The following is a 20446-nucleotide window of genomic DNA, read 5'->3' as shown; positions in this document are numbered from 1 at the left end:
CATTTCAGCCCGTCATGGGGGTCCCCCCCCGGCCCTTGAGGCCTTGGGGGAGTTTGAGGACGAGCGCCGTTCAGGCGCGAAACGGGGTCTGGGGCGGAGCCCCAGGGGGTTAGACCAGCGAACCGTTGGGGAGCTCGACCTTCGCGCCGAGGCTCTCCAGCTTCTCCATGAAGTTCTCGTAACCCCGGTTGATCAGGTCGATGCCGTGGACCCGGGACGTGCCCTGGGCCGCCAGCGCGGCGATGAGGTACGAGAAGCCGCCCCGGAGGTCCGGGATGACCAGATCGGCGCCCTGGAGCTTCGTGGGGCCGCTCACGACCGCGGAGTGCAGGAAGTTGCGCTGCCCGAAGCGGCAGTTCGAGCCACCGAGGCACTCGCGGTACAGCTGGATGTGCGCACCCATCTGGTTGAGCGCCGAGGTGAAGCCGAGCCGCGACTCGTACACCGTCTCGTGGACGATGGACAGGCCGGTGGCCTGGGTGAGGGCGACGACCAGCGGCTGCTGCCAGTCCGTCTGGAAGCCCGGGTGCACGTCGGTTTCGAGCGCGATGGACTTGAGCGAGCCGCCCGGGTGCCAGAAGCGGATGCCCTCGTCGTCGATCTCGAAGGCGCCGCCCACCTTCCGGTAGGTGTTCAGGAACGTCATCATCGAGCGCTGCTGGGCGCCCCGGACGTAGATGTTGCCCTCGGTCGCCAGCGCGGCGGACGCCCACGAGGCGGCCTCCAGGCGGTCCGAGAGGGCCCGGTGGGTGTAACCGCCGAGGGCGTCGACACCGGTGACCCGGATGGTCCGGTCGGTGTCCATGGCGATGATCGCGCCCATCTTCTGCAACACGCAGATGAGGTCCTCGATCTCCGGCTCGACCGCCGCGTTGGAGAGCTCGGTCACACCCTCCGCGAGCACCGCGGTGAGCAGCACCTGCTCGGTCGCGCCGACCGACGGGTACGGCAGCGTGATCTTGCAGCCGCGAAGCCGCTGCGGGGCCTCCAGGTACTGGCCGTCCGCGCGCTTCTCGATGGTCGCGCCGAACTGGCGGAGCACCTCGAAGTGGAAGTCGATGGGCCGGCCGCCGATGTCGCAGCCGCCGAGGCCCGGGATGAAGGCGTGGCCCAGGCGGTGCAGCAGCGGGCCGCAGAGCAGGATCGGGATCCGCGAGGAACCCGCGTGCGCGTCGATGTCGGCGACGTTCGCGGACTCGACGTGGGAGGGGTCGAGGATCAGCTCGCCGGGCTCGTCGCCGGGGCGGACGGTGACGCCGTGCAGCTGTAGCAGGCCCCGTACGACGCGTACGTCGCGGATGTCGGGCACATTGCGCAGTCTGCTCGGGCCGCTGCCGAGGAGGGCGGCGACCATCGCCTTCGGCACGAGGTTCTTCGCGCCGCGGACGCGGATCTCGCCCTCAAGCGGGGTTCCGCCGTGGACAAGCAGTACATCGTCTGTGCCGGTCATGAATCTCGCGTTCCGGAGTGGTCGGGCAAGGGGCAGGGATAAAGGGTAAGGGGCTTTCACCCCTGCCCCATAAGGCCTAGGAGGGTTCACGAAGGTAATGAATTCGCTACAGCACGCTCCGCGCAGGAAGACCTGCACAGTGTCACGTGCCCCGGATCACTCCCGGGGGCGCACGGTGAACCGTGTCCTGTTGCTGCCGTGCGCCCGCCCGTCTCCCGGTCGCCACCCCTCATTGACGCGCTTCGGGCGGTGCATTCCCCCTCGGTTCCCCCGAATGTGCGGGATCATGTCCGCATGACCGAGGTGTCCTCGCTCACCGGGCGACTGCTCGTCGCCACCCCCGCGCTCGCGGATCCGAACTTCGACCGCGCGGTGGTGCTGCTCCTCGACCACGACGAGGAGGGCGCGCTCGGCGTGGTCCTGAACCGTCCGACGCCGGTAGGCGTGGGCGACATTCTGGAATCATGGGCGGGCCTCGCGGGCGAGCCCAGGGTCGTCTTCCAGGGCGGTCCCGTCTCGCTCGACTCGGCGCTCGGCGTGGCCGTCATCCCCGGCGACGAAGGCCCTTCCCCAAGCTCTCGGCTCCGTTCGGGCAGGGGAGACCCCATTGGCTGGCGCCGGGTGTACGGGGCGATCGGCCTGGTCGATCTGGAGGCCCCTCCGGAGCTGCTCGCCGCGGCCCTCGGCTCGCTGCGGATCTTCGCGGGGTACGCGGGCTGGGGCCCGGGTCAGCTGGAGGATGAGCTGACCGACGGCGCCTGGTACGTGGTCGAGTCGGAGCCGGGTGACGTCTCGTCCCCGCAGCCGGGGAGCCTGTGGCGTGCGGTGCTGCGCCGCCAGCGCAGCGAGCTCGCGATGGTGGCCACGTATCCGGACGATCCCTCGCTCAATTGACGGCGTGACGAACGGAGGGCGACGCCCCTCCACCCAATCCGGTTGCCTTCAGTACCCTTGGTGGTTATGAGCACTCTTGAGCCCGAGCGCGGGGCAGGTACGGGGACCCTCGTAGAGCCGACACCCCAGGTGTCGAACGGCGACGGCGACCACGAGCGCTTCGCCCACTACGTCCAGAAGGACAAGATCATGGCGAGCGCGCTCGACGGCACCCCCGTCGTCGCGCTCTGCGGCAAGGTCTGGGTGCCGGGGCGCGACCCGAAGAAGTACCCGGTCTGCCCGATGTGCAAGGAGATCTACGAGTCCATGGGCGCCGGTGGCGACAAGGACAAGGACAAGGGCGGCAAGGACAAGAAGTAGGCCCGCCGGAAGGTCCGGGAGGCGGCAGGTCCGCTTCCGTACAACGGCCCCCGGGGTGTGCGTCACGCACACCCCGGGGGCCGTTCTGTGTGGGCCGGGCTGTCCGGATCGGGTGGGCCGGGTTGTCCAGACCTCTTGCCGTGGCCTTTGCCTCCGCCATAACCTCCTCCCTGTTCTGCAGTATGCGAAACGCTCGTTGCGTATGTTGCAACGGCCATGGGGAGGATCTCCGCAGTGAAGCTCTCTGCCCGAACCGCCTTGCCGCTGGCGGCACTTGCCCTCGCCGGGCTCTCCGCCTGCGCCCCTCAGACGTCCGACAACAGCGCGAAGAGCGACGACAAGAGCGGCACCCTGAGGGTCTGGCTCTTCCAAGAGGTGAGCAACGGCCCCAAGCAGCAGGTCGTCGACAAGGCCGTGGCCGCCTTCAAGCAGTCCCACAACGGCGCCGACGTGCAGGTCGAGTACATCCCGGTCGAGACCCGCGCCCAGAAGATCAAGGCCGCCTTCAACGATCCCGGCTCCGCGCCCGACCTCATCGAGTACGGCAACACCGACACGGCCGGATACGTGAAGGACGGCGGACTCGCGGACGTCAGCGCCGAGTTCGCCGCCTGGAACGAGGCGAAGGACACCGACCCGACGGCCAAGCAGTCCGTGACGGTGGGCGGAAAGGTGTACGGCGCCCCGCTGTTCGTGGGCGTACGCGCGCTGTACTACCGCACGGACGTCCTCAAGGACCTCGGCGTCGCCGTGCCGAAGACGCAGGACGAGCTGATCGCGACCGCCAAGAAGATCCACCAGGCCAAGCCCGACCTGTACGGGCTCGCGGTGGGCGGCGCCTACACCTACGGCGCGCTGCCGTTCCTGTGGGCGAACGGGGGTGAACTGGCCACCGAGAACGGCGGAAAGTACACCTCGGCGCTCGACAGCCCGGCCGCGCGCAAGGGCATCACGGCCTACACCTCGCTCTTCGGCGACGACAACTGCCCCGCCGCCAAGTGCGCGCAGATGGGCGGCAACGCCACGGTCACCGCCTTCGCCAACGGCAAGGCCGCCATGGCGATCGGCGGCGACTTCAACCACGCCGCCGTCGAGGCCGGCACCGTCAAGGGCAAGTACGCCGTCGTACCGCTGCCGGGTCTGGCGCCCGGTTCGGTCGCCCCGGCCTTCGCCGGCGGCAACAACATCGGCGTCCTGAAGAGCAGTTCGCACCGAACGCTCGCCGTCGCCCTCATGGAACAGCTCGCCGGCAAGACCACCCAGCGCGCACTGTTCGACGCGATGGGCTTCCTGCCGACGTACACCGACGTGCGCGCCGAGGTCGCCAAGAAGCAGCCGTTCGTCGAGCCCTTCGTCCGCAGCCTCGCCTCGGGCGCCAAGTTCGTTCCCGCGTCGCCCGGTTGGGGTCAGATCGACTCCTCGCTCGTGCTGCCCACGATGTTCCAGGAGATCGTCAGCGGCAAGAAGGACGTCGCGAAGGCGTCGACGGACGCGGCGAAGAAGATGAACGACGTGTTCGGGGCGGCGGGTTGAGCCCCGTGACCGCCGAGCCCGGGACGGCCCCGGCGCCCCTGGCGGCGCCGGGCCCGGCCCGCCGCACGCGCCCCCGCACGCTCCGCCGGGCCGGCTGGACCCCCTGGCTCTATCTGGCACCCGCGCTCGCCGTGCTCGGCGCGCTGCTCGTCTACCCGATCTACCAACTCGGCCTGATCTCCTTCCTGGAGTACACCCAGGCCCAGGTCAGCGGCGGCGAGCCCACCAGCTTCCAGGGCCTGGCGAACTACACGGCGCTGTTCTCGGACAGCCAGTTCTGGTCGGTGCTGCTCGCCACCGTCGTCTTCGCGGCGGCCTGCGTCGTGAGCACCCTCGCGGTCGGCTGCTCGCTCGCCGTGCTCCTGACGCGCGTACGGGCGCTGCCCCGGCTCGCCCTCATGCTGGCCGCCCTCGGCGCGTGGGCGACGCCCGCGATCACCGGCTCGACGGTGTGGATGTTCCTCTTCGACCCCGATTTCGGCCCGGTCAACCGGGTGTTGGGGCTCGGCGACCACTCCTGGACGTACGGGCGCTACAGCGCGTTCCTGCTCGTGCTGCTCGAAGTGGTGTGGTGCTCCTTCCCGTTCGTGATGGTCACGGTGTACGCCGGGATCCGGGCGATCCCGGGCGAGGTCCTGGAGGCGGCCGCGCTCGACGGGGCCTCGCAGTGGCGGATCTGGCGCTCCGTCATGGTGCCGATGCTGCGCCCGATCCTGACGGTCGTCACGATCCAGTCGGTCATCTGGGACTTCAAGGTGTTCACACAGATCTACGTCATGACGAACGGCGGCGGCATCGCGGGCCAGAACCTGGTCCTCAACGTGTACGCGTACCAGAAGGCGTTCGCCTCGTCGCAGTACAGCCTCGGATCGGCGATCGGCGTGGTGATGCTGCTGATCCTGCTGGCGGCGACGCTGGTGTATCTGCGGCTGCTGCGGAGGCAGGGGGAGGAGCTGTGATGACGGTGGCGTCCGTGAGGTCGGAAAGTCCCGCGAAGTCCCCGATGAGCCCACGGATGCGCCCACGGATACGGCTACGGGTGCGTCGGCCCGGGCGGCTGGCCGCCGAGGGGGCCGCGCTCCTTGTGGCCGTCGTGGTGGCCTTCCCGCTGTACTGGATGGTGCTCTCGGCGTTCAAGCCGGCGGGGGAGGTGCAGTCCAGCCACCCCCGGCCGTGGACGCTCTCCCCCTCCCTCGACTCCTTCCGACGGGTCTTCACCCAGCAGGACTTCGGGCGGTACTTCCTCAACAGCCTGGTCGTGGCGGGGTCGGTGGTGCTGCTCTCTGCCCTGATCGCCTTTCTCGCGGCGACGGCGGTGACACGGTTCCGGTTCAAGTTCCGCACCACGCTGCTGATCATGTTCCTGGTGGCGCAGATGGTGCCGGTCGAGGCGCTGACGATCCCGCTGTTCTTCCTGATGCGTGATCTGGGCCAGCTCAACACGCTGGGTTCGCTGATCCTGCCGCACCTCGCGTTCTCGCTGCCGTTCGCGATCTGGATGCTGCGGGGGTTCGTGCGGGGGGTGCCGGTCGCGCTTGAGGAAGCGGCGGCGCTGGACGGGGCGAGCCGGACGCGGTTCCTCTGGCAGATCCTGTTCCCGCTGGTCTTTCCGGGGCTGGTGGCGACGAGCGTCTTCTCCTTCATCTCCGCGTGGAACGACTTCCTGTTCGCGAAGTCCTTCATCATCAGCGACACGTCGCAGTCCACGTTGCCGATGGCGCTGCTCGTCTTCTTCAAGCCGGACGAGAACGACTGGGGCGGGATCATGGCGGCGTCGACGGTCATGACCGTGCCGGTCCTGGTCTTCTTCGTGCTGGTGCAGCGGAGGTTGGTTTCGGGGGTGGGGGGTGCGGTCAAGTGACCTCGCGGTGTGGGGTCGGTGGGTTCCGGCTCCCCCTGGGGCTCCGCCCCAGACCCCGGGCATCCTGCCCACCCACCCGCCCGCACAGGAAGTCGAAGGGCTCGGCCCCTGGGGCTGCGCCCCAGACCCCCTTGAGGGGCTGCGCCCCTCGAACCCCCGCAGGGGGCTCCGCCCCCTGCCCCCCGGTTCGGGGCTCCGCCCCGGACCCCGTATCCCGCCTGAACGGCGCTCGTCCTCAAACGCCGGACGGGCTGGGGATGCCTGCGTCGCCCCGTACCGATCCTGCTGGGCAGACCGCCTGGGGATGCCCGGACCCGGCGCTCTTAGGGGCGCGGGGAACTGCGCGAACGGCCCCCGCGACCCGCGGACGAGAACGGGGTTTGGGGGCGCGGGGAACTGCGCGACAGGCCACGCACGGTCCGCAGCCGAGCCGAGTTGCCCGGCCAGGTGAACACCGAGACCGCGTAGGGGCGCGGGGAACTGCGCGACAGGCCACGCACGGTCCGCAGCCGAGCCGAGTTGCCCGGCCAGGTGAACACCGAGACCGCGTAGGGGCGCGGGGAACTGCGCGACAAACCCCCACGGTCCGCACCCGACGAATTCTCCCCCGGAGGGTTTAGGGGAGGGGCGGGGCGGGGCGAAAACAGACCCGGACACCACCCACCACCCACCACCCACCACCCCCACGAAAGGAACATCACCACCCCCATGGACATGGACCCGCACGCAGGATCGCCCACTCACACGCCCGCCCAAGTGCCCACCCGCACCCCCGCATCCACCCCCACCCCCACCCCCACGGACGTGAANGGACGTGAACACGCACAGCCACCTCATCCCAGCCCCCCGCACCACCCGCCATGGCGCCACCCCCACCCGCCTGACTCCCCGCACCACCCTCCACACCGCCCCCGGCACCGAGGCCCTCGCCCCCCTCCTCCGGGGAACGATCGGCGCCGCGACCGGGCTCGCCCTGGCCGAGGGCGGGGGAGGCGACCAGGGCGACGGCGACGGCGGCGACGCGGACCGTGTCGTGCTGCGGCTCGAACCCGGCCTCCCCGGCGGCCCGGAGGCGTACCGGCTCTCCACCGACCGCACCCTCCACAACGCCGCCGCCCTCATCGAGGGCGCCACCCCCGCCGGCGTGTTCCGCGGGATACAGACGCTCCGTCAGCTGCTGGGGCCGGAGGCATTCCGGCGGGCCCCGATCGCAGCCGGTCAGGACTGGGCGCTGCCCGGCGTCACGATCGAGGACAGCCCCCGCTTCGGCTGGCGCGGGCTCATGCTGGACGTGGCACGGCACTTCATGCCGAAGGACGGCGTGCTGCGCTACCTCGACCTCATCGCCGCCCACAAGCTCAACGTCTTCCACTTCCACCTCACCGACGACCAGGGCTGGCGGATCGAGATCAAGCGCTACCCCCGCCTCACCGAGGTCGGCTCATGGCGCAGCCGTACCAAGTGGGGGCATCGGGCCTCGCCCCTGTGGGACGAGAAGCCGCACGGGGGTTACTACACCCAGGACGACATCCGCGAGATCGTCGCGTACGCCGCCGAGCGGCATATCCGCGTCGTCCCCGAGATCGACCTCCCGGGCCACTCGCAGGCCGCCATCGCCGCGTACCCCGAACTCGGCAACACCGACGTCATCGACACCGCCTCCCTCTCCGTCTGGGACACCTGGGGCGTCAATCCGAACGTACTCGCCCCCACTGACAACACCCTCCGCTTCTACGAGGGGGTGTTGGAGGAGGTGCTCGACCTCTTCCCCGAGGACGTCTCGCCGTTCATCCACATCGGCGGCGACGAATGCCCCAAGGAGCAGTGGCAGAAGTCGGACATCGCGCAGGACCGCATCCGCGAACTCGGGCTCGCCGGCGAGAACGAGCTCCAGTCCTGGATCATCCGGCACTTCGACACCTGGCTGAGCGCCCGCGGGCGCCGCCTCATCGGCTGGGACGAGATCCTGGAGGGCGGCCTCGCCCCCGGTGCCGCCGTCTCGTCCTGGCGCGGCTACGGCGCCGGGATCGCCGCCGCCGAGGCCGGGCACGATGTCGTGATGTGCCCGGAGCAGTACGTGTATCTCGATCACCGGCAGGCCGCCGGGGCCGAGGAGCCCGTGCCCATCGGGTTCGTCCGCACCCTGGAGGACGTCTACCGCTTCGAGCCCGTTCCGCCGCAGCTCGGTCCCGAGGCCGCTGCCCATGTGCTGGGCACCCAGGCCAACGCGTGGACCGAGGTGATGGAGAACCAGTCCCGCGTCGACTACCAGGTGTTCCCCCGGCTCGCCGCCTTCGCCGAGGTCGCCTGGAGCGCGCTGCCCGCCCCGGCCGAGCGTGACTTCGCCGACTTCGAGCGCCGAATGGCCGCCCACTACAGGCGCCTTGACGCGCTCGGCGTCGACTACCGGCCGCCCGCCGGGCCGTTGCCGTGGCAGCAGCGCCCCGGAGTGGTCGGACGCCCGATCGAGGGGGCGCCCCCAAACAGGTGAGCCCGGCGGCAAGGGCGGTGCCCGGCGGCCGTGTGCCTGGGAGCGTGGGCCCGGGTCACGGCCGCCCGGCCGCGACCGGCTGCGAGGAAGACCGCTGTGACGAACACCCGGCGTGCGGAACGAGGCGTACCGCATAAGTCGTACAACGCCCGCGAAACCGGAACATTCCCCAGGTCGGGTACGGAAGCGCGCTTCAAGGACCCTGCCGTCGGCCGGTCCGGAAGATGTGCCAGAGTTGCCACGTCCGGGCTGTGAGCACGTACGGTACGGCCATCAGCAGGTGGCCACAGACGGCACAGTCGTACGGCCGGGACACCGGGAAGGGGCAGCTGGGTTGACCACGCACGCACCGCAGGCGGCGCAGTCCGTGACGCTGCCTGCCTCACTGGACGAGGCCGTGGCGGCGCTCGCGGCCATGCCTGCCGCCGTGCCCGTCGCGGGCGGCACCGATCTGATGGCGGCCGTCAACCGGGGCCTGTTGCGCCCCGCCGGGCTGGTCGGACTCGGCCGGATCAACGAGATCCGCGGCTGGCAGTACCAGGACGGCCACGCCCTGCTCGGCGCCGGTCTCACCCACGCCCGGATGGGGCGCCCGGACTTCGCGGCGCTCATCCCGGCGCTCGCCGCGGCCGCGCGCGCCGCCGGCCCGCCGCAGATCCGCAACGCGGGCACGCTCGGCGGCAACATCGCTTCCGCCGCCCCGACCGGCGATGCGCTGCCGGTGCTCGCCGCGCTCGAAGCCACCCTCGTCATCGCGGGCCAGGACGGCGCCCGACGTGAAATTCCCGTGTCGCATCTGCTGGCCGGGCGGGACATGCTGGCCCCGGCCGAGTTGATCGGATATGTCCGGGTGCCGCTGCTGCACGCGCCCCAAGTTTTCCTCAAGGCCACCGGCCGCACCGGCCCCGGCCGGGCCACCGCCTCGGTCGCCGTCGTGCTCGACCCGGCCCGGCGCGGGGTGCGCTGCGCCGTCGGCGCCATCGCGCCGATGCCGCTGCGGCCCCTGGAGGCCGAGCGCTGGATCGCCTCGCTCATCGACTGGGACGGCGAGCGCGCGGCCCTGGCCCCGGAGGCGCTCGGCGCGTTCGGTGAGTATGTGGCCGCCGCCTGCATCCCGGATCCGGAGCCACCCGCGGACGGCTCACCGCCCCCGCCCCTCTCGCCCGCCGTACTGCATCTGCGGCGTACCGTCGCCGCGTTGGCCCGACGAGCACTGGGGAGGGCGCTGTCGTGACCAGCCAGCACAACGACCGGAACCACGACCGGAACAACGACCGAAGCAACGGTCGCAACGGCGGCCGGAACAACGCCCCGCACGACGACTGGAACGACGACTGGAACGGCCCGTACGAGCCCGAGCGTGCGCCCGAGCGCGAGAACGAGCACGGTTACGGGCAGGTGCCCCGGCACGGCGGCTGGGAGCCGGTTCCGCACGGCGGCGAGTACGAGCCGGACGCGACCGCGTTCGTTCAGCTGCCCCCGGACATGGACCTGATGGGCGCCCCCCTCGCGGCGCCCGGCCACGGTTACGTACCGCCGATGATCGTGCCGCTCACCCCGGCCGCCGCGACGGACCCCGGGGCCACCGGCGTCTGGCGGATCCCGACCGAGCCGACCGGCCAGGGCGCGCCCGGCGGGTCCGAAGGCGAGCCCGCGCCCGGCGCGCAGACCGTGGTGTGGCCGGAGCCCCCCGCGCCCACCCCGGTGCCCGCGACCCCGACGCACCCCGCTCACGACCCGTCCGCGACAGCCCAGTGGAACTTCGCGGACGAGCCCTCCCTCGCCGGTACCGGCCAGTGGACGATTCCGGTCGCCGACGGCGAACTCCCCGAAGAATCGGGCGAGTTCACCACCTCGTCGCTGATCGAGCAGTGGGGTTCGACACCGCCCGCGACCCTTCCCGGTGGCGCCCCCGCCCCCTGGGCGAACCAGCTTCCCGTACCGCCCGCGCCGGAGCCGGTGGAGGCACCGGCCCCCGCCGCGCCGGAGGCTCCCGAAGCCCCGGCGGCGCACGCGACGGCGCCCATGACGGCTTTCGCGCCGGAGCCGCCCCCGGAAGCACCGCTGACCGTCGAGCCCCTCGCCGAAGCGCTCCCGGAGACGTCGGCACCGGCCGGGCCCGAGGCCCATGGGACCCGTGAGGCGCACGAGACCCATGGCGTCCACGAGACCGATGGAGTCCACGAGGACTATGGCGTCCACGAGGCGCGTCGTGTTCACGAGACCGATGGTGCCCACGCGGCCCACGCGGCCCACGCGGCCTACGAGGCCAGCGAGGCCTCCGAGGCCTCCGAGGTTCATGGAGCCGGTAACGCTCCCGAGAACCCCCAGGTGCCCGAGAACCCCGAGCCGCCGATGGCGGCCGAGTCGTCCCACTCCGTCCCCGCAGCCCCCTCCGTCCCCGCAGTCTCCGTCCCCGCAGCGGGAGTTGAGCCGGGAACCGAGCCCGGCATCGAGCGCGGGATCGAGCCCGAGCCCCAACCGGAGGCCGCGCTCCAGCGCGCACACGTGCCCGCGCCCGCACCCGCGCCCGAAGCCGAGACCGCACCCGAGCCGGGGCCGGAAGGCGCCGCACCGCGACCAGACGGCGCCGCACCCGACCCCCAGCCCGGGCCCGAAGGCGTCGCACCCGGGCCCGAAGGCGTCGCACCCGAGGCCGAAAGCGCCGCACCCGAACCCGCGCTCACCGGCGCGCCGGACCTCGAACACCCGCGCGCCTCCTACGTGTTGCGCGTGAACGGCGCCGACCGGCCCGTCACCGAGGCGTGGGTCGGTGAGTCGCTGCTCTACGTGCTGCGTGAGCGGCTCGGGCTCGCCGGGGCCAAGGACGGCTGCTCGCAGGGCGAGTGCGGGGCGTGCAACGTCCAGGTGGACGGGCGGCTCGTCGCCTCCTGCCTGGTGCCTGCGGCGACCACGGCCGGCAGCGAGGTCCGTACCGTCGAGGGGCTCGCCACCGACGGCGAACCCTCCGACGTGCAGCGGGCCCTGGCCGCGAGCGGGGCCGTGCAGTGCGGCTTCTGCATCCCCGGCATGGCCATGACCGTGCATGACCTGCTCGAAGGCAACCACGCACCCACCGAGCTCGAAACGCGCCAGGCGCTCTGCGGCAACCTCTGCCGCTGCTCCGGCTACCGCGGTGTGCTCGACGCCGTGAAGGACGTCGTCGCGGGCCGCGAGGCGGCCGGCGCGGCCCTGGCCGACGAGGCCCGCATTCCGCACCAGGCACCCCCAGGGGCCGGCAGTGCCAAGCCCCCGCACACGCACGACGGAGGCATGGCGTGAGCAACGACGCAGCCACCGCGACGGCCGAAGGCGCCACTCCGGTGGCGGGGCCGGAGCCGGAGCCGCCCGCGCACGGGATCGGCGCGTCCCTCGCGCCGGGCGACGCGCGGGCCAAGACCGAGGGGACGTTCCCCTACGCGGCCGATTTGTGGGCCGAGGGCCTGCTGTGGGCAGCCGTGCTGCGCGCCCCGCACGCGTCCGCGCGCATCGTCTCCATCGACACCGCGGCCGCCGTCGCCATGCCGGGCGTACGGGCCGTGGTGACCCACGCCGACGTGCCGGGGGACCCCGCGTTCGGCCGCCGGATCGCCGACCGTCCGGTCTTCGCGTCCGAGTACGTACGCCACCAGGGCGAGCCCATCGCCGCGGTGGCCGCCGACCACCCCGACACCGCACGCCTCGCGGCCGCCGCGATCGCCGTCGAGTACGAGGTGCTCGAACCGGTCACCGACCCGGAGAAGGCGTTCGCGGCCGAACCGCTGCACCCCGACGGCAACTTGATCCGGCACATCCCGCTCCAGTACGGCGACCCCGAGGCGACCGGCGAGGTCGTGGTCGAGGGCCTGTACCGGATCGGCCGCCAGGACCCGGCGCCGATCGGTGCCGAAGCGGGCCTCGCGGTGCCGCGCCCCGACGGCGGCGTCGAGCTGTACACCGCCTCCACCGACCCGCACAGCGACCGCGATCTGGCCGCCGCCTGCTTCGGTCTGGAGCCGGACCGGGTCAAGGTCGTCGTCACCGGAGTGCCCGGCGCGACCGGCGACCGCGAGGACCTCGGCTTCCAACTCCCGCTGGGGCTGCTGGCGTTGAGGACCGGCTGCCCGGTGAAGCTGACCGCGACCCGCGAGGAGTCCTTCCTCGGCCACGCCCACCGCCACCCCACCCTGCTGCGCTACCGCCACCACGCGGACGCGGAGGGCCGCCTGGTCAAGGTCGAGGCGCAGATCCTGCTGGACGCGGGCGCCTACGCCGAGGCATCCTCCGAATCCCTGGCCGCCGCCGTCGCGTTCGCCTGCGGCCCGTACGTCGTGCCGCACGCCTTCGTCGAGGGCTGGGCGGTGCGCACCAACAACCCGCCCTCCGGACACGTCCGGGGCGAGGGCGCACTCCAGGTGTGCGCGGCCTACGAGGGCCAAATGGACAAGCTGGCAGGGAAGTTGGGGATCGACCCGGCCGAACTGCGGATGCGCAACGTGCTCGCGACGGGCGATCTGCTGCCCACGGGGCAGACGGTGACCTGCCCGGCGCCGGTGGCCGAACTCCTGCGTGCCGTACGGGACTTCCCGCTCCCCACGCTCCCCAAGGACGCCCCCGAGGACGACTGGCTGCTGCCGGGCGGCCTTGAGGGCGCGGGCGAGCCGGACGCGGTGCGGCGCGGGGTCGGCTACGCGCTCGGCATGGTCCACATGCTCGGCGCCGAGGGCACCGACGAGGTGTCCACCGCCACCGTGAAGGTCCAGGACGGCGTCGCCACGGTCATCTGCGCGGCCGTCGAGACCGGCCAGGGCTTCACCACCCTCGCCCGCCAGATCGTCCAGGAGACCCTGGGCATCGACGAGGTGCACGTGGCGCCCGTCGACACCGACCAGCCCCCCGCCGGCCCCGCCACCCACGGCCGCCACACCTGGGTGTCCGGCGGCGCGGTCGAGCGCGCCGCCAAGATGGTCCGCACCCAGCTGCTCCAGCCGCTGGCCCACAAGTTCGGCATGTCCACGGAGCTGCTCCAGATCGCCGATGGCAAGATCACGTCGTACGACGGCGTCCTGTCGACCACGGTCAGCGAGGCCATGGACGGCAAGGAACTCTGGGCCACCGCGCAGTGCCGCCCGCACCCCACCGAGCCGCTCGACGAGGCGGGCCAGGGCGACGCGTTCGTCGGCCTGGCGTTCTGTGCGATCCGGGCGGTCGTGGACGTCGACATCGAGCTCGGCTCGGTCCGCGTCGTGGAACTCGCCGTGGCCCAGGACGTCGGCCGCGTCCTGAACCCCCGTCAGCTCGCCGCCCGTATCGAGGCCGGTGTCACCCAGGGCGTCGGCGCGGCCCTGACCGAGAACCTGCGGACGGTACGCGGCCAGATCCGCCACCCCGACCTCACGGGCTACGCCCTGCCGACGTCCCTGGACGCGCCCGACATCCGCATCGTGAAGCTGGTCGAGGAACGGGACGTGGTCGCCCCCTTCGGCGCGAAGGCCGCGAGCGCGGTCCCGGTCGTCACCTCCCCGGCCGCGATCGCCTCCGCGGTCCGCGCCGCGACCGGCCGCCCGGTCAACCGCCTCCCCATCCGGCCGCAGGCGGCGGTGGTCCAGCAGGGCTAGGCGGCGGCCGCCGGCCGAGGACGTACGAGGAGGTCGACCACGCCGGTCAGGTCCTCCTCGGGGCTGCCTTCGGCGAGGCGTCGGCGCATCAACGCGAAGTAGGGGGCGAGCAGTTCGGTACTGACGCCCTGCTGTTCCGCGGTGTCGAGGAAGGTCGGCACCCCGCCGGCCTGCATGCCGAGGTTCGACACGACGCCGGTCGTGTAGTCGCCGCTGTTGAGTTGCTCGGCGGTCTGGTGCACCGCCGGGCTCATCGCGTTCAACCAGTCGGCGAGCAGCGGGGCCAGCGCGGCGGGGTCGATGTCCTCCGAGCGGATCAGGGCGAAGGCGTGCGCGGCCCCGGCGAACATCCCGTACATGGCGCTGAGCAGAGCCACGTCGTACAGCGCGGCGAAGCCGTCGTCCTCGCCGACATAGGTGGTGCCGGCCGGTACGGCCAGGGTCGCGCGGTGCTGCTCGAACAGTTCGGGGGAGCCGCTGTAGAAGGCGTAGCCGCCCGCTCCCGGTACGCCGATCATCGGCGGTACGGCCATGATCCCGCCGTCCAGATAGCGGGCTCCGCGCTCGCGTGCCCAAGCGGCGCGGGCGCGGGCCAGGGCCGGGGTGCTGGTGGTCAGGTTGACCACGTCCTTGCCGGCCAGATCGACGTCGTCGAGCACCTCGCCCACCGAGGCGTCGTCCAACAGGCACACCACAACAAGGGAGTTGACGGCCACGGCGGCGGCGGCACTGTCGGCGGTCCGGGCCCCGTCGGAGGTGAGCGCCGCGGCGCGGGCGGTGCTGCGGTTCCACACGGTGAGCGGATGCCCGGCGGCCATCCACGCACGGGCCAGGGCCGTGCCCATGGCCCCGAGGCCGAGGAGGGTGAGAGGAGTGGCGGCGGGCCGTGACTGCGTCTCGGATCCATTCAGTGCCATCTGGGTCTGCGTCGGTGTCGGTGTCTGTGTCGGGGTCTGCGTCTGCTTCTGTGCCATGTGGATCAGGCTCGCCGCGGCGCACCGGATGATCAAGTACGCACTAAAAAGTGCGTGGTTGCCCAGGATGTGAGCGCGTCGGCAGGCGAGACCGGAACCGCGAGTCCCCATCCCCTATGCTGCCGGCAAAGAAAAGGCAATGGGCTTACAGAGCAAGGGAGTTGAGGATGGCGTCAGGAGAAGTCGGGACTCGGGGGCCGGGTGGTTCGGACCTGGTCGCGCACACCGACGACCTCGGCGTGGTCGGCGGGGACGCCCACAAGCTGTACGACGCCCTGCGGGTGGACGGCGATCACGCCCGGCAGTCCACCTTCGAGGCGGCGCGTGCGCTGAGCGCCGACAACTTCTCCAGCGGGGCCGCGCTGATGCGCGTCCACGACCGGTGGCAGAGCCAGTTCGCCACGCTGAAGGACGCCTGCGCGCAGATCTCCAACCACCTCGACTACTCGGTCGCCCAGCACGCCAAGGACGACGCCGCGGTCCTCGGCTCGCTGGCCCCCGTCTCCGTGATCAGCGGATACCTCAAGTAGGGGCGGGGGGAACGGGATTCATGCTGACGTACGCGGATGTCCTGAACGCTCCGGTGGACAAGCTGAAGACGGCGGTCGACGACTGGTCGGAAACGGCGACCCGGCTCGCGAAGCTGGCCCGGGAGGCGCACGACGGCATGCGCGCACACGCGGACCGGGCCTCCTGGGCAGGGGTGAACGCGGGCGTCACCCGCGCGTTCATCACCCGTACGGCCAAGGAGTTCGACGACGCGGCCAAGGAGGCGTCGGGGGTCCATGGGGTGCTCCTCGACGGGTACGGGGCGTTCAAGAGGGCCAGGGACGAGCTCCGGGCGATCGTGGACGAGGCCGGGAGGAAGGGCTTCGTGATCGACGCGTCCGGGACCGTCGCCGCCCGCCATCCGCTCCAGGACGACGCGGCGGCCCGCCACGACCCCGAGTATCCGCAGGCGCTCCAGCAGCAGAACAGCGCGTTGGAGGCCTGGCAGCAGCGGGTCAGGGCGGCGGTCGGGACGTGCGCCGAAGCGGACGAGGCGCTGCGCCTCGCGCTGGCGGGGAACGTCACCGACGCCCATGACTTCAGCGCCCCGAAGTTCACCGGCCTCGCCGACGAGGAGGCCGCGCGGGCGGCGGACCTGGCGAGGAAGGTCACGGGTGACGGCGGCACCGCGCGCAACCCGGAGGCGCTCAAGGCACTCCAGGAGCTCCTTGACGACCATCGCGGCGACCCGGCGTTCTCCACGGCCTTCTACCGCCGCATGGGCGCGGAAGGCACCCTGGACTTCTACGCCCGGCTGTCCCTGGACGCGACGGCCCTCGGCCCGGCCGGCGCGGACCGGCTCGCCTCCGTGCACCGCATCCAGGACGACCTGGGCCCGATGCTCGGCCTCGCCACAAGCCCGCGCACCCCGGGCCACCTCGACGCGAGCTGGACGCTCGCCCTGATGCGGGCCGGCCGCAAGCCGATCGACGTCGGCGGGTTCGCCGGTGTCACCACCCGGGTGTACGGCTACCAGGCGCTGGGCGCGCTGCTGCGGCACGGCACGTACGACAGGGAGTTCCTGCTCCCCGTCGCCCGCGACATGGTGGGCTTCGAGCACCAGCACCCGAAGGTGTTCCAGCAGGGCATGCCGTACGACACGGCGAGGGCCTTCAACCTGGACAGGGAGGGCGGCCGCGGCTTCGACCCCCTCACCGGGCTGATGACGGCGTTGAGCAACAACCCGCAGGTCGCTTCGGAGTTCTTCGACGAGCCGGTGCGCGAGGACACCGACGGCAACGGCATCGTCACCACCGACGACGGGCCGGTGACGGTCAAGGACGACGAGGGCCAGTCCTCGTCGCTCGGCATGGTCGCCTACATGCTGGACAAGAGCCCGTCCGACGACTGGTACGACACGGCGCCGGGCGCCGGCGACACGACCCCGTTCCAGTCGGCGCTGGGCAACGCGCTGGAGGCGGCCGTAACGGGCCGCACCCCGGGCACCGACGCCCCACCGGTGGAGCACACGGCGATGATGTCCCACGTGATGGAGCAGGTCGTCGAAAAGATCGGCTCGGACCCGTCCCTCCTGAAGGAGGCCGACGACGGCACTCCGGGCAGGCTGGCGGGTCTTTCGGGGCACTTCGGGGACATGGCTGCGGAGTACATGCCGGATTTGCAGGCGATCTCGGAGAACGGCGCACATCAAGCCAAGCCGTTCGGAGTGCTCGCGGAGTTCAACAGAGCCCAGGTGGGGCAGTTCCTCGGCGTTGTGGCTCAGGACCCCGGAGCGTATGGCGCGATCACCAACGCCCAACAGGCCTACACGACGCTCCTGGTGCGAGATGTCTTCGCCCACCCCGAGAACCACGGCCACGACGTGGGCGAGGCGGTCCGCAACGCGGTGCACCCGGGCGGCCAGATCGCCGGGATGATGGCGGAAGCGCGGGTGGAGGCCGTGTATGAGAAGCAGGCCGCCGCCGACGAGGATTTCAACAAGGCCGTCGAGGACAAATCCAAGTGGGTGAATCGGGTCATCGACTCGGTGGGCGGCAAGTACATCGAGTTGCTACCTGTCGGAGGTGACGCGGTCGGCTGGCTCAAGGAGGACATCTCCGAACGCTTGGTGGATGAAGGCAAGGAGAACTCCTCGGACAAGGCCAGCCAGGAAGCCGGTGCCGCCTACACGAAGGCTGAGTCGAATGCCAAGCAGTCCGCCGCGAATGCTGTGCGCAGCGCGGGGATCAGCGCGGGCCTGGAGGAGCGGGACGTCAGGGAGTTCGAGGGAACGGCATCCACCAGCATTGCCGGCGCCTACTCCGCCGGGCGTAGTGCCACCAGGGCCATTACGCCCCAGGGCGGTGGAGAGTGATACGTGCCGGTACTCGGCGGACCGTCGCCGCTGGGATCGTGCTGTTGTTGTGCGGCTGCTCGCAAAAGCCGTCCGTGCCGAGCATTCCCAAGAGTCTGTGCTGGGGTGCGTTCAGCGGCAGTTCCGTCGTGCCGCTCCTCCCGAAAGGTGAGTCGGCCCATCAACGGAATGAGCTTCCCTTCGACGTGTTCGAGAAGCAGGGCGACACGTATTGCTCGCTGTTCGTGGACGACCACGCTGCCCTGGTCGTTCAAGCCGTACGAAGGAACAGCGGCAAGGGCACCGAATGGAACCGCTACGTGCAGAAGCACGGAATTCCCGTCCAGGCCGGTGACGAGGGCCACGTCTGGAGCGGGGGCGCGGGAACGGTCTTCCTGTGCGAGCGTCCGGACCTGCCGAGGGGCCCCGCGCTGCCGCCGTCGCAGAAGTACGTCGAGCTGGAACTCACGACCGACCGGGCCCCGGACACGCCACGCACCCGAGAGGTCCTGACCGGCCTGCTCAAGCAGTACGTCCAGTTCGCGAAGCAGAAGCTCAAGTGCGCGAATACATAAGGAATGTGGAGGCCGTGGCGGGAATCGAACCCACGTAACTCGCTTTGCAGGCGAGCCCCTGAACCACTCGGGCACACGGCCGTGTGCTGGTGCGTTGGTACGAACGTAGAGGGCGGGGTGGGGGAGGGGAAGAGGGGCGGGCGGGTTGCAATGCGGCTGCCATGTTGCGTTCACGAGGGGCGTGGGGACTACGACCATCGGCGTAGCCGGAGTCCCGTCCTTTGACAGGGGTCAGACCGTAGGACGCCTCTTACTCTGAGCGGATGAGCGCCCTTGAACCGTCCGATGCCCGCCTCGCCGACCTCCCCTCGGAGGGCGTCGGTGAGGGCGGGATTCTGGGGCGGGAGCATCGTGCGCTGAGCTTCGGGATCATCACCGTCGTGCTGCTCATCGCCTTCGAGGCGACGGCCGTCGGCACCGCGATGCCCGTCGCGGCGCGCGAGCTCGACGGGGTCTCGCTGTACGCCTTCGCCTTCTCCGCGTACTTCACGACGAGCCTGTTCGGCATGGTCGTCGCGGGGCAGTGGGCCGACCGGCGCGGGCCGCTCGGGGCGCTGGCCGTCGGTATGTCGGGGTTCGCGGCGGGGCTGCTGCTGTCCGGGACGGCGCTGAACATGTGGACGTTCATCGCGGGCCGGGCCGTGCAGGGGCTCGGCGGCGGGCTCGTGATCGTCGCGCTGTACGTGGTCATAGGCCGGGCCTATCCCGCGCGCCTCCAGCCGACGATCATGGCGGCGTTCGCGGCGGGGTGGGTGGTGCCCTCGGTGGTCGGGCCGCTGGTGGCAGGGACGGTCACCGAACAGCTGGGCTGGCGTTGGGTGTTCATCGGCATCCCGGCGCTCGTGGTGTTCCCGCTGGCGCTCGCACTGCCCGCGACGCGGCGGATGGCTTCGGGGCCCGCCGATCCGTCGGCCCCGCCCGAGCCGTTCGAACGGCGCCGGATCGGGCTGGCGCTCGCGATCTCGGTCGGCGCGGGGCTGATGCAGTACGCGGGGCAGGAGCTGAGGTGGCTGTCGTTGCTGCCGTTCGCGGCGGGGGCGGCCCTGCTCGGGCCGGCCGTGACGGGGCGGCGGGCCCTGCTGCCGCACGGCACATGGCGGGCGGCGCGCGGGTTGCCGGCCGTGGTGCTGCTGCGCGGGCTCGCGGCGGGATCCTTCATCGCGGCGGAGTCGTTCGTGCCGCTGATGCTCGTCACCCAGCGGGGCCTGAGCCCCACGATGGCCGGGCTCTCGCTGGCCGTCGGCGGGGGCACGTGGGCGCTGGGTTCGTACGTCCAGGCCCGGCCGCGGATGGAGGCGCACCGGGAGCGGCTGATGGTGGTCGGGATGGTCCTGGTCGCCCTCGCGATCGTGGCCGCGCCGAGCGTGCTGTTCGAGGCGGTGCCGGTGTGGGTGGTCGGCGTGGCCTGGGGCGTGGGCTGTTTCGGCATGGGCATGGTCATCGCTTCGACGAGCGTGCTGCTCCTGAAGCTCTCGGCTCCGCACGAGGCGGGGGCCAACTCGGCCGCCCTCCAGATCTCGGACGGGCTGTCCAACGTGCTGCTGCTCGCGGCGGGCGGGGCGGGGTTCGCGGCGCTGGGCGGGGGTGCGGTGGCGGCTGCGCCGCATCCCGGGGCGTTCGCTGTGGTGTTCCTGCCGATGGGGGTGGTGGCGGGGGTGGGGGCGTTCGTCGCGGGGCGGGTTCGGGGGGCGTGAGCGCTGCTGGGCTCTGCTCCGGGCCCGGGGGTTTGCCCCTCCCCGCCCCTTCCCGCAACCCTCCGGGGGTGGACTGGGGGCGGGTGAGCTTCCAGGGGCTGCGCCCCGGGGTCGGCGCTGGGGGCTGCGAACCGGGCGCCGCTTGTTCGGGTGCGGATCGTGCGTGGCTGGTCGC

15 protein-coding genes and 1 tRNA gene are annotated in these 20446 nt (G+C 71.6%); 13 read left to right on the top strand and 3 right to left on the bottom strand.

All coding sequences use genetic code 11. The features are described from left to right. Positions 1 to 109: 109 nt before the first annotated feature. Positions 110 to 1450, bottom strand: coding sequence for a UDP-N-acetylglucosamine 1-carboxyvinyltransferase (gene murA / locus CG740_RS31060; RefSeq protein WP_100578611.1), 1341 nt, complete (start codon positions 1448 to 1450; stop codon positions 110 to 112). A 294-nt stretch (positions 1451 to 1744) separates the two neighbouring features. Between murA and CG740_RS31055 the strand changes: the two genes are divergently transcribed. The 9 genes from CG740_RS31055 (at position 1745) to CG740_RS31015 (ending at position 14186) form a co-directional block, all read left to right on the top strand. After that, entirely contained in the window at positions 1745 to 2344 is a 600-nt protein-coding gene (locus CG740_RS31055) for a YqgE/AlgH family protein (RefSeq protein WP_100578610.1), read from the top strand. Between the two features lie 66 nt (positions 2345 to 2410). Beyond that, the gene (locus tag CG740_RS31050) at positions 2411 to 2704 is read left to right on the top strand and encodes a DUF3039 domain-containing protein (RefSeq protein ID WP_100578609.1); all 294 of its coding nucleotides are present in this window, start codon (positions 2411 to 2413) and stop codon (positions 2702 to 2704) included. A 234-nt stretch (positions 2705 to 2938) separates the two neighbouring features. Beyond that, positions 2939 to 4237, top strand: a complete 1299-nt coding sequence (locus CG740_RS31045; RefSeq protein ID WP_100578608.1) for an extracellular solute-binding protein — start codon at positions 2939 to 2941, stop codon at positions 4235 to 4237. Positions 4238 to 4242: 5 nt separating this feature from the next. Then, positions 4243 to 5196: a carbohydrate ABC transporter permease gene (locus CG740_RS31040; RefSeq protein WP_100578607.1), complete on the top strand. Its 954-nt coding sequence runs from the start codon at positions 4243 to 4245 to the stop codon at positions 5194 to 5196. Positions 5197 to 5252: 56 nt separating this feature from the next. Beyond that, positions 5253 to 6098, top strand: coding sequence for a carbohydrate ABC transporter permease (locus tag CG740_RS31035; RefSeq protein WP_100578606.1), 846 nt, complete (start codon positions 5253 to 5255; stop codon positions 6096 to 6098). Positions 6099 to 6912: 814 nt separating this feature from the next. Then, the gene (locus CG740_RS31030) at positions 6913 to 8589 is read left to right on the top strand and encodes a beta-N-acetylhexosaminidase (protein WP_100578605.1); all 1677 of its coding nucleotides are present in this window, start codon (positions 6913 to 6915) and stop codon (positions 8587 to 8589) included. Between the two features lie 334 nt (positions 8590 to 8923). After that, complete coding sequence (locus CG740_RS31025) at positions 8924 to 9823, top strand: FAD binding domain-containing protein (protein ID WP_100578604.1); 900 nt, start codon at positions 8924 to 8926, stop codon at positions 9821 to 9823. Beyond that, entirely contained in the window at positions 9820 to 11871 is a 2052-nt protein-coding gene (locus CG740_RS31020; RefSeq protein ID WP_234376573.1) for a (2Fe-2S)-binding protein, read from the top strand. The genes CG740_RS31025 and CG740_RS31020 overlap by 4 nt, the downstream gene beginning before the upstream one ends. After that, positions 11868 to 14186: a xanthine dehydrogenase family protein molybdopterin-binding subunit gene (locus CG740_RS31015; RefSeq protein ID WP_100578603.1), complete on the top strand. Its 2319-nt coding sequence runs from the start codon at positions 11868 to 11870 to the stop codon at positions 14184 to 14186. Before CG740_RS31020 ends, CG740_RS31015 begins: the two co-directional genes overlap by 4 nt. Here CG740_RS31015 and CG740_RS31010 read toward each other — a convergent pair. Beyond that, a complete protein-coding gene (locus CG740_RS31010; RefSeq protein WP_100578672.1) occupies positions 14183 to 15103 on the bottom strand; it encodes an NAD(P)-dependent oxidoreductase in 921 nt (306 codons plus the stop codon). The genes CG740_RS31015 and CG740_RS31010 overlap by 4 nt on opposite strands. Before the next feature lie 224 nt (positions 15104 to 15327). On the opposite strand from CG740_RS31010, the gene CG740_RS31005 reads away from it, so the two are divergent. From CG740_RS31005 to CG740_RS30995, 3 genes are all read left to right on the top strand, one after another. After that, positions 15328 to 15690 carry a hypothetical protein gene (locus tag CG740_RS31005; protein WP_199846627.1) on the top strand — a complete coding sequence of 121 codons (363 nt, stop codon included), beginning with the start codon at positions 15328 to 15330 and terminating at the stop codon, positions 15688 to 15690. A gap of 20 nt (positions 15691 to 15710) precedes the next feature. Further along, entirely contained in the window at positions 15711 to 18023 is a 2313-nt protein-coding gene (locus CG740_RS31000) for a DUF6571 family protein (protein WP_100578601.1), read from the top strand. A 185-nt stretch (positions 18024 to 18208) separates the two neighbouring features. Continuing rightward, entirely contained in the window at positions 18209 to 18577 is a 369-nt protein-coding gene (locus CG740_RS30995) for a hypothetical protein (protein WP_100578600.1), read from the top strand. Between the two features lie 6 nt (positions 18578 to 18583). Here the strand turns inward: CG740_RS30995 and CG740_RS30990 are convergent. After that, positions 18584 to 18658 (bottom strand) — tRNA-Cys (locus CG740_RS30990). 182 nt (positions 18659 to 18840) lie between these two features. Between CG740_RS30990 and CG740_RS30985 the strand changes: the two genes are divergently transcribed. Continuing rightward, positions 18841 to 20271: an MFS transporter gene (locus CG740_RS30985; RefSeq protein ID WP_100578599.1), complete on the top strand. Its 1431-nt coding sequence runs from the start codon at positions 18841 to 18843 to the stop codon at positions 20269 to 20271. The last annotated feature ends 175 nt before the right edge of the window (positions 20272 to 20446 follow it).

This window comes from Streptomyces sp. CB01201, assembly GCF_002803085.1.
Lineage (GTDB): Bacteria > Actinomycetota > Actinomycetes > Streptomycetales > Streptomycetaceae > Streptomyces > Streptomyces hundungensis.
This window is presented reverse-complemented; position numbering and strand designations above follow the sequence as displayed.

Bases quoted from the DNA above. Each gene is read 5' to 3' on its own strand.
- CG740_RS31010 (WP_100578672.1), bottom strand. From the start codon at position 15,103: ATGGCACTGAATGGATCCGAGACGCAGTCACGGCCCGCCGCCACTCCT.
- murA (WP_100578611.1), bottom strand. From the start codon at position 1,450: ATGACCGGCACAGACGATGTACTGCTTGTCCACGGCGGAACCCCGCTT.
- CG740_RS31035 (WP_100578606.1), top strand. From the start codon at position 5,253: ATGCGCCCACGGATACGGCTACGGGTGCGTCGGCCCGGGCGGCTGGCC.
- CG740_RS31000 (WP_100578601.1), top strand. From the start codon at position 15,711: ATGCTGACGTACGCGGATGTCCTGAACGCTCCGGTGGACAAGCTGAAG.
- CG740_RS31055 (WP_100578610.1), top strand. From the start codon at position 1,745: ATGACCGAGGTGTCCTCGCTCACCGGGCGACTGCTCGTCGCCACCCCC.
- CG740_RS31050 (WP_100578609.1), top strand. From the start codon at position 2,411: ATGAGCACTCTTGAGCCCGAGCGCGGGGCAGGTACGGGGACCCTCGTA.
- CG740_RS31005 (WP_199846627.1), top strand. From the start codon at position 15,328: ATGGCGTCAGGAGAAGTCGGGACTCGGGGGCCGGGTGGTTCGGACCTG.
- CG740_RS30985 (WP_100578599.1), top strand. From the start codon at position 18,841: ATGAGCGCCCTTGAACCGTCCGATGCCCGCCTCGCCGACCTCCCCTCG.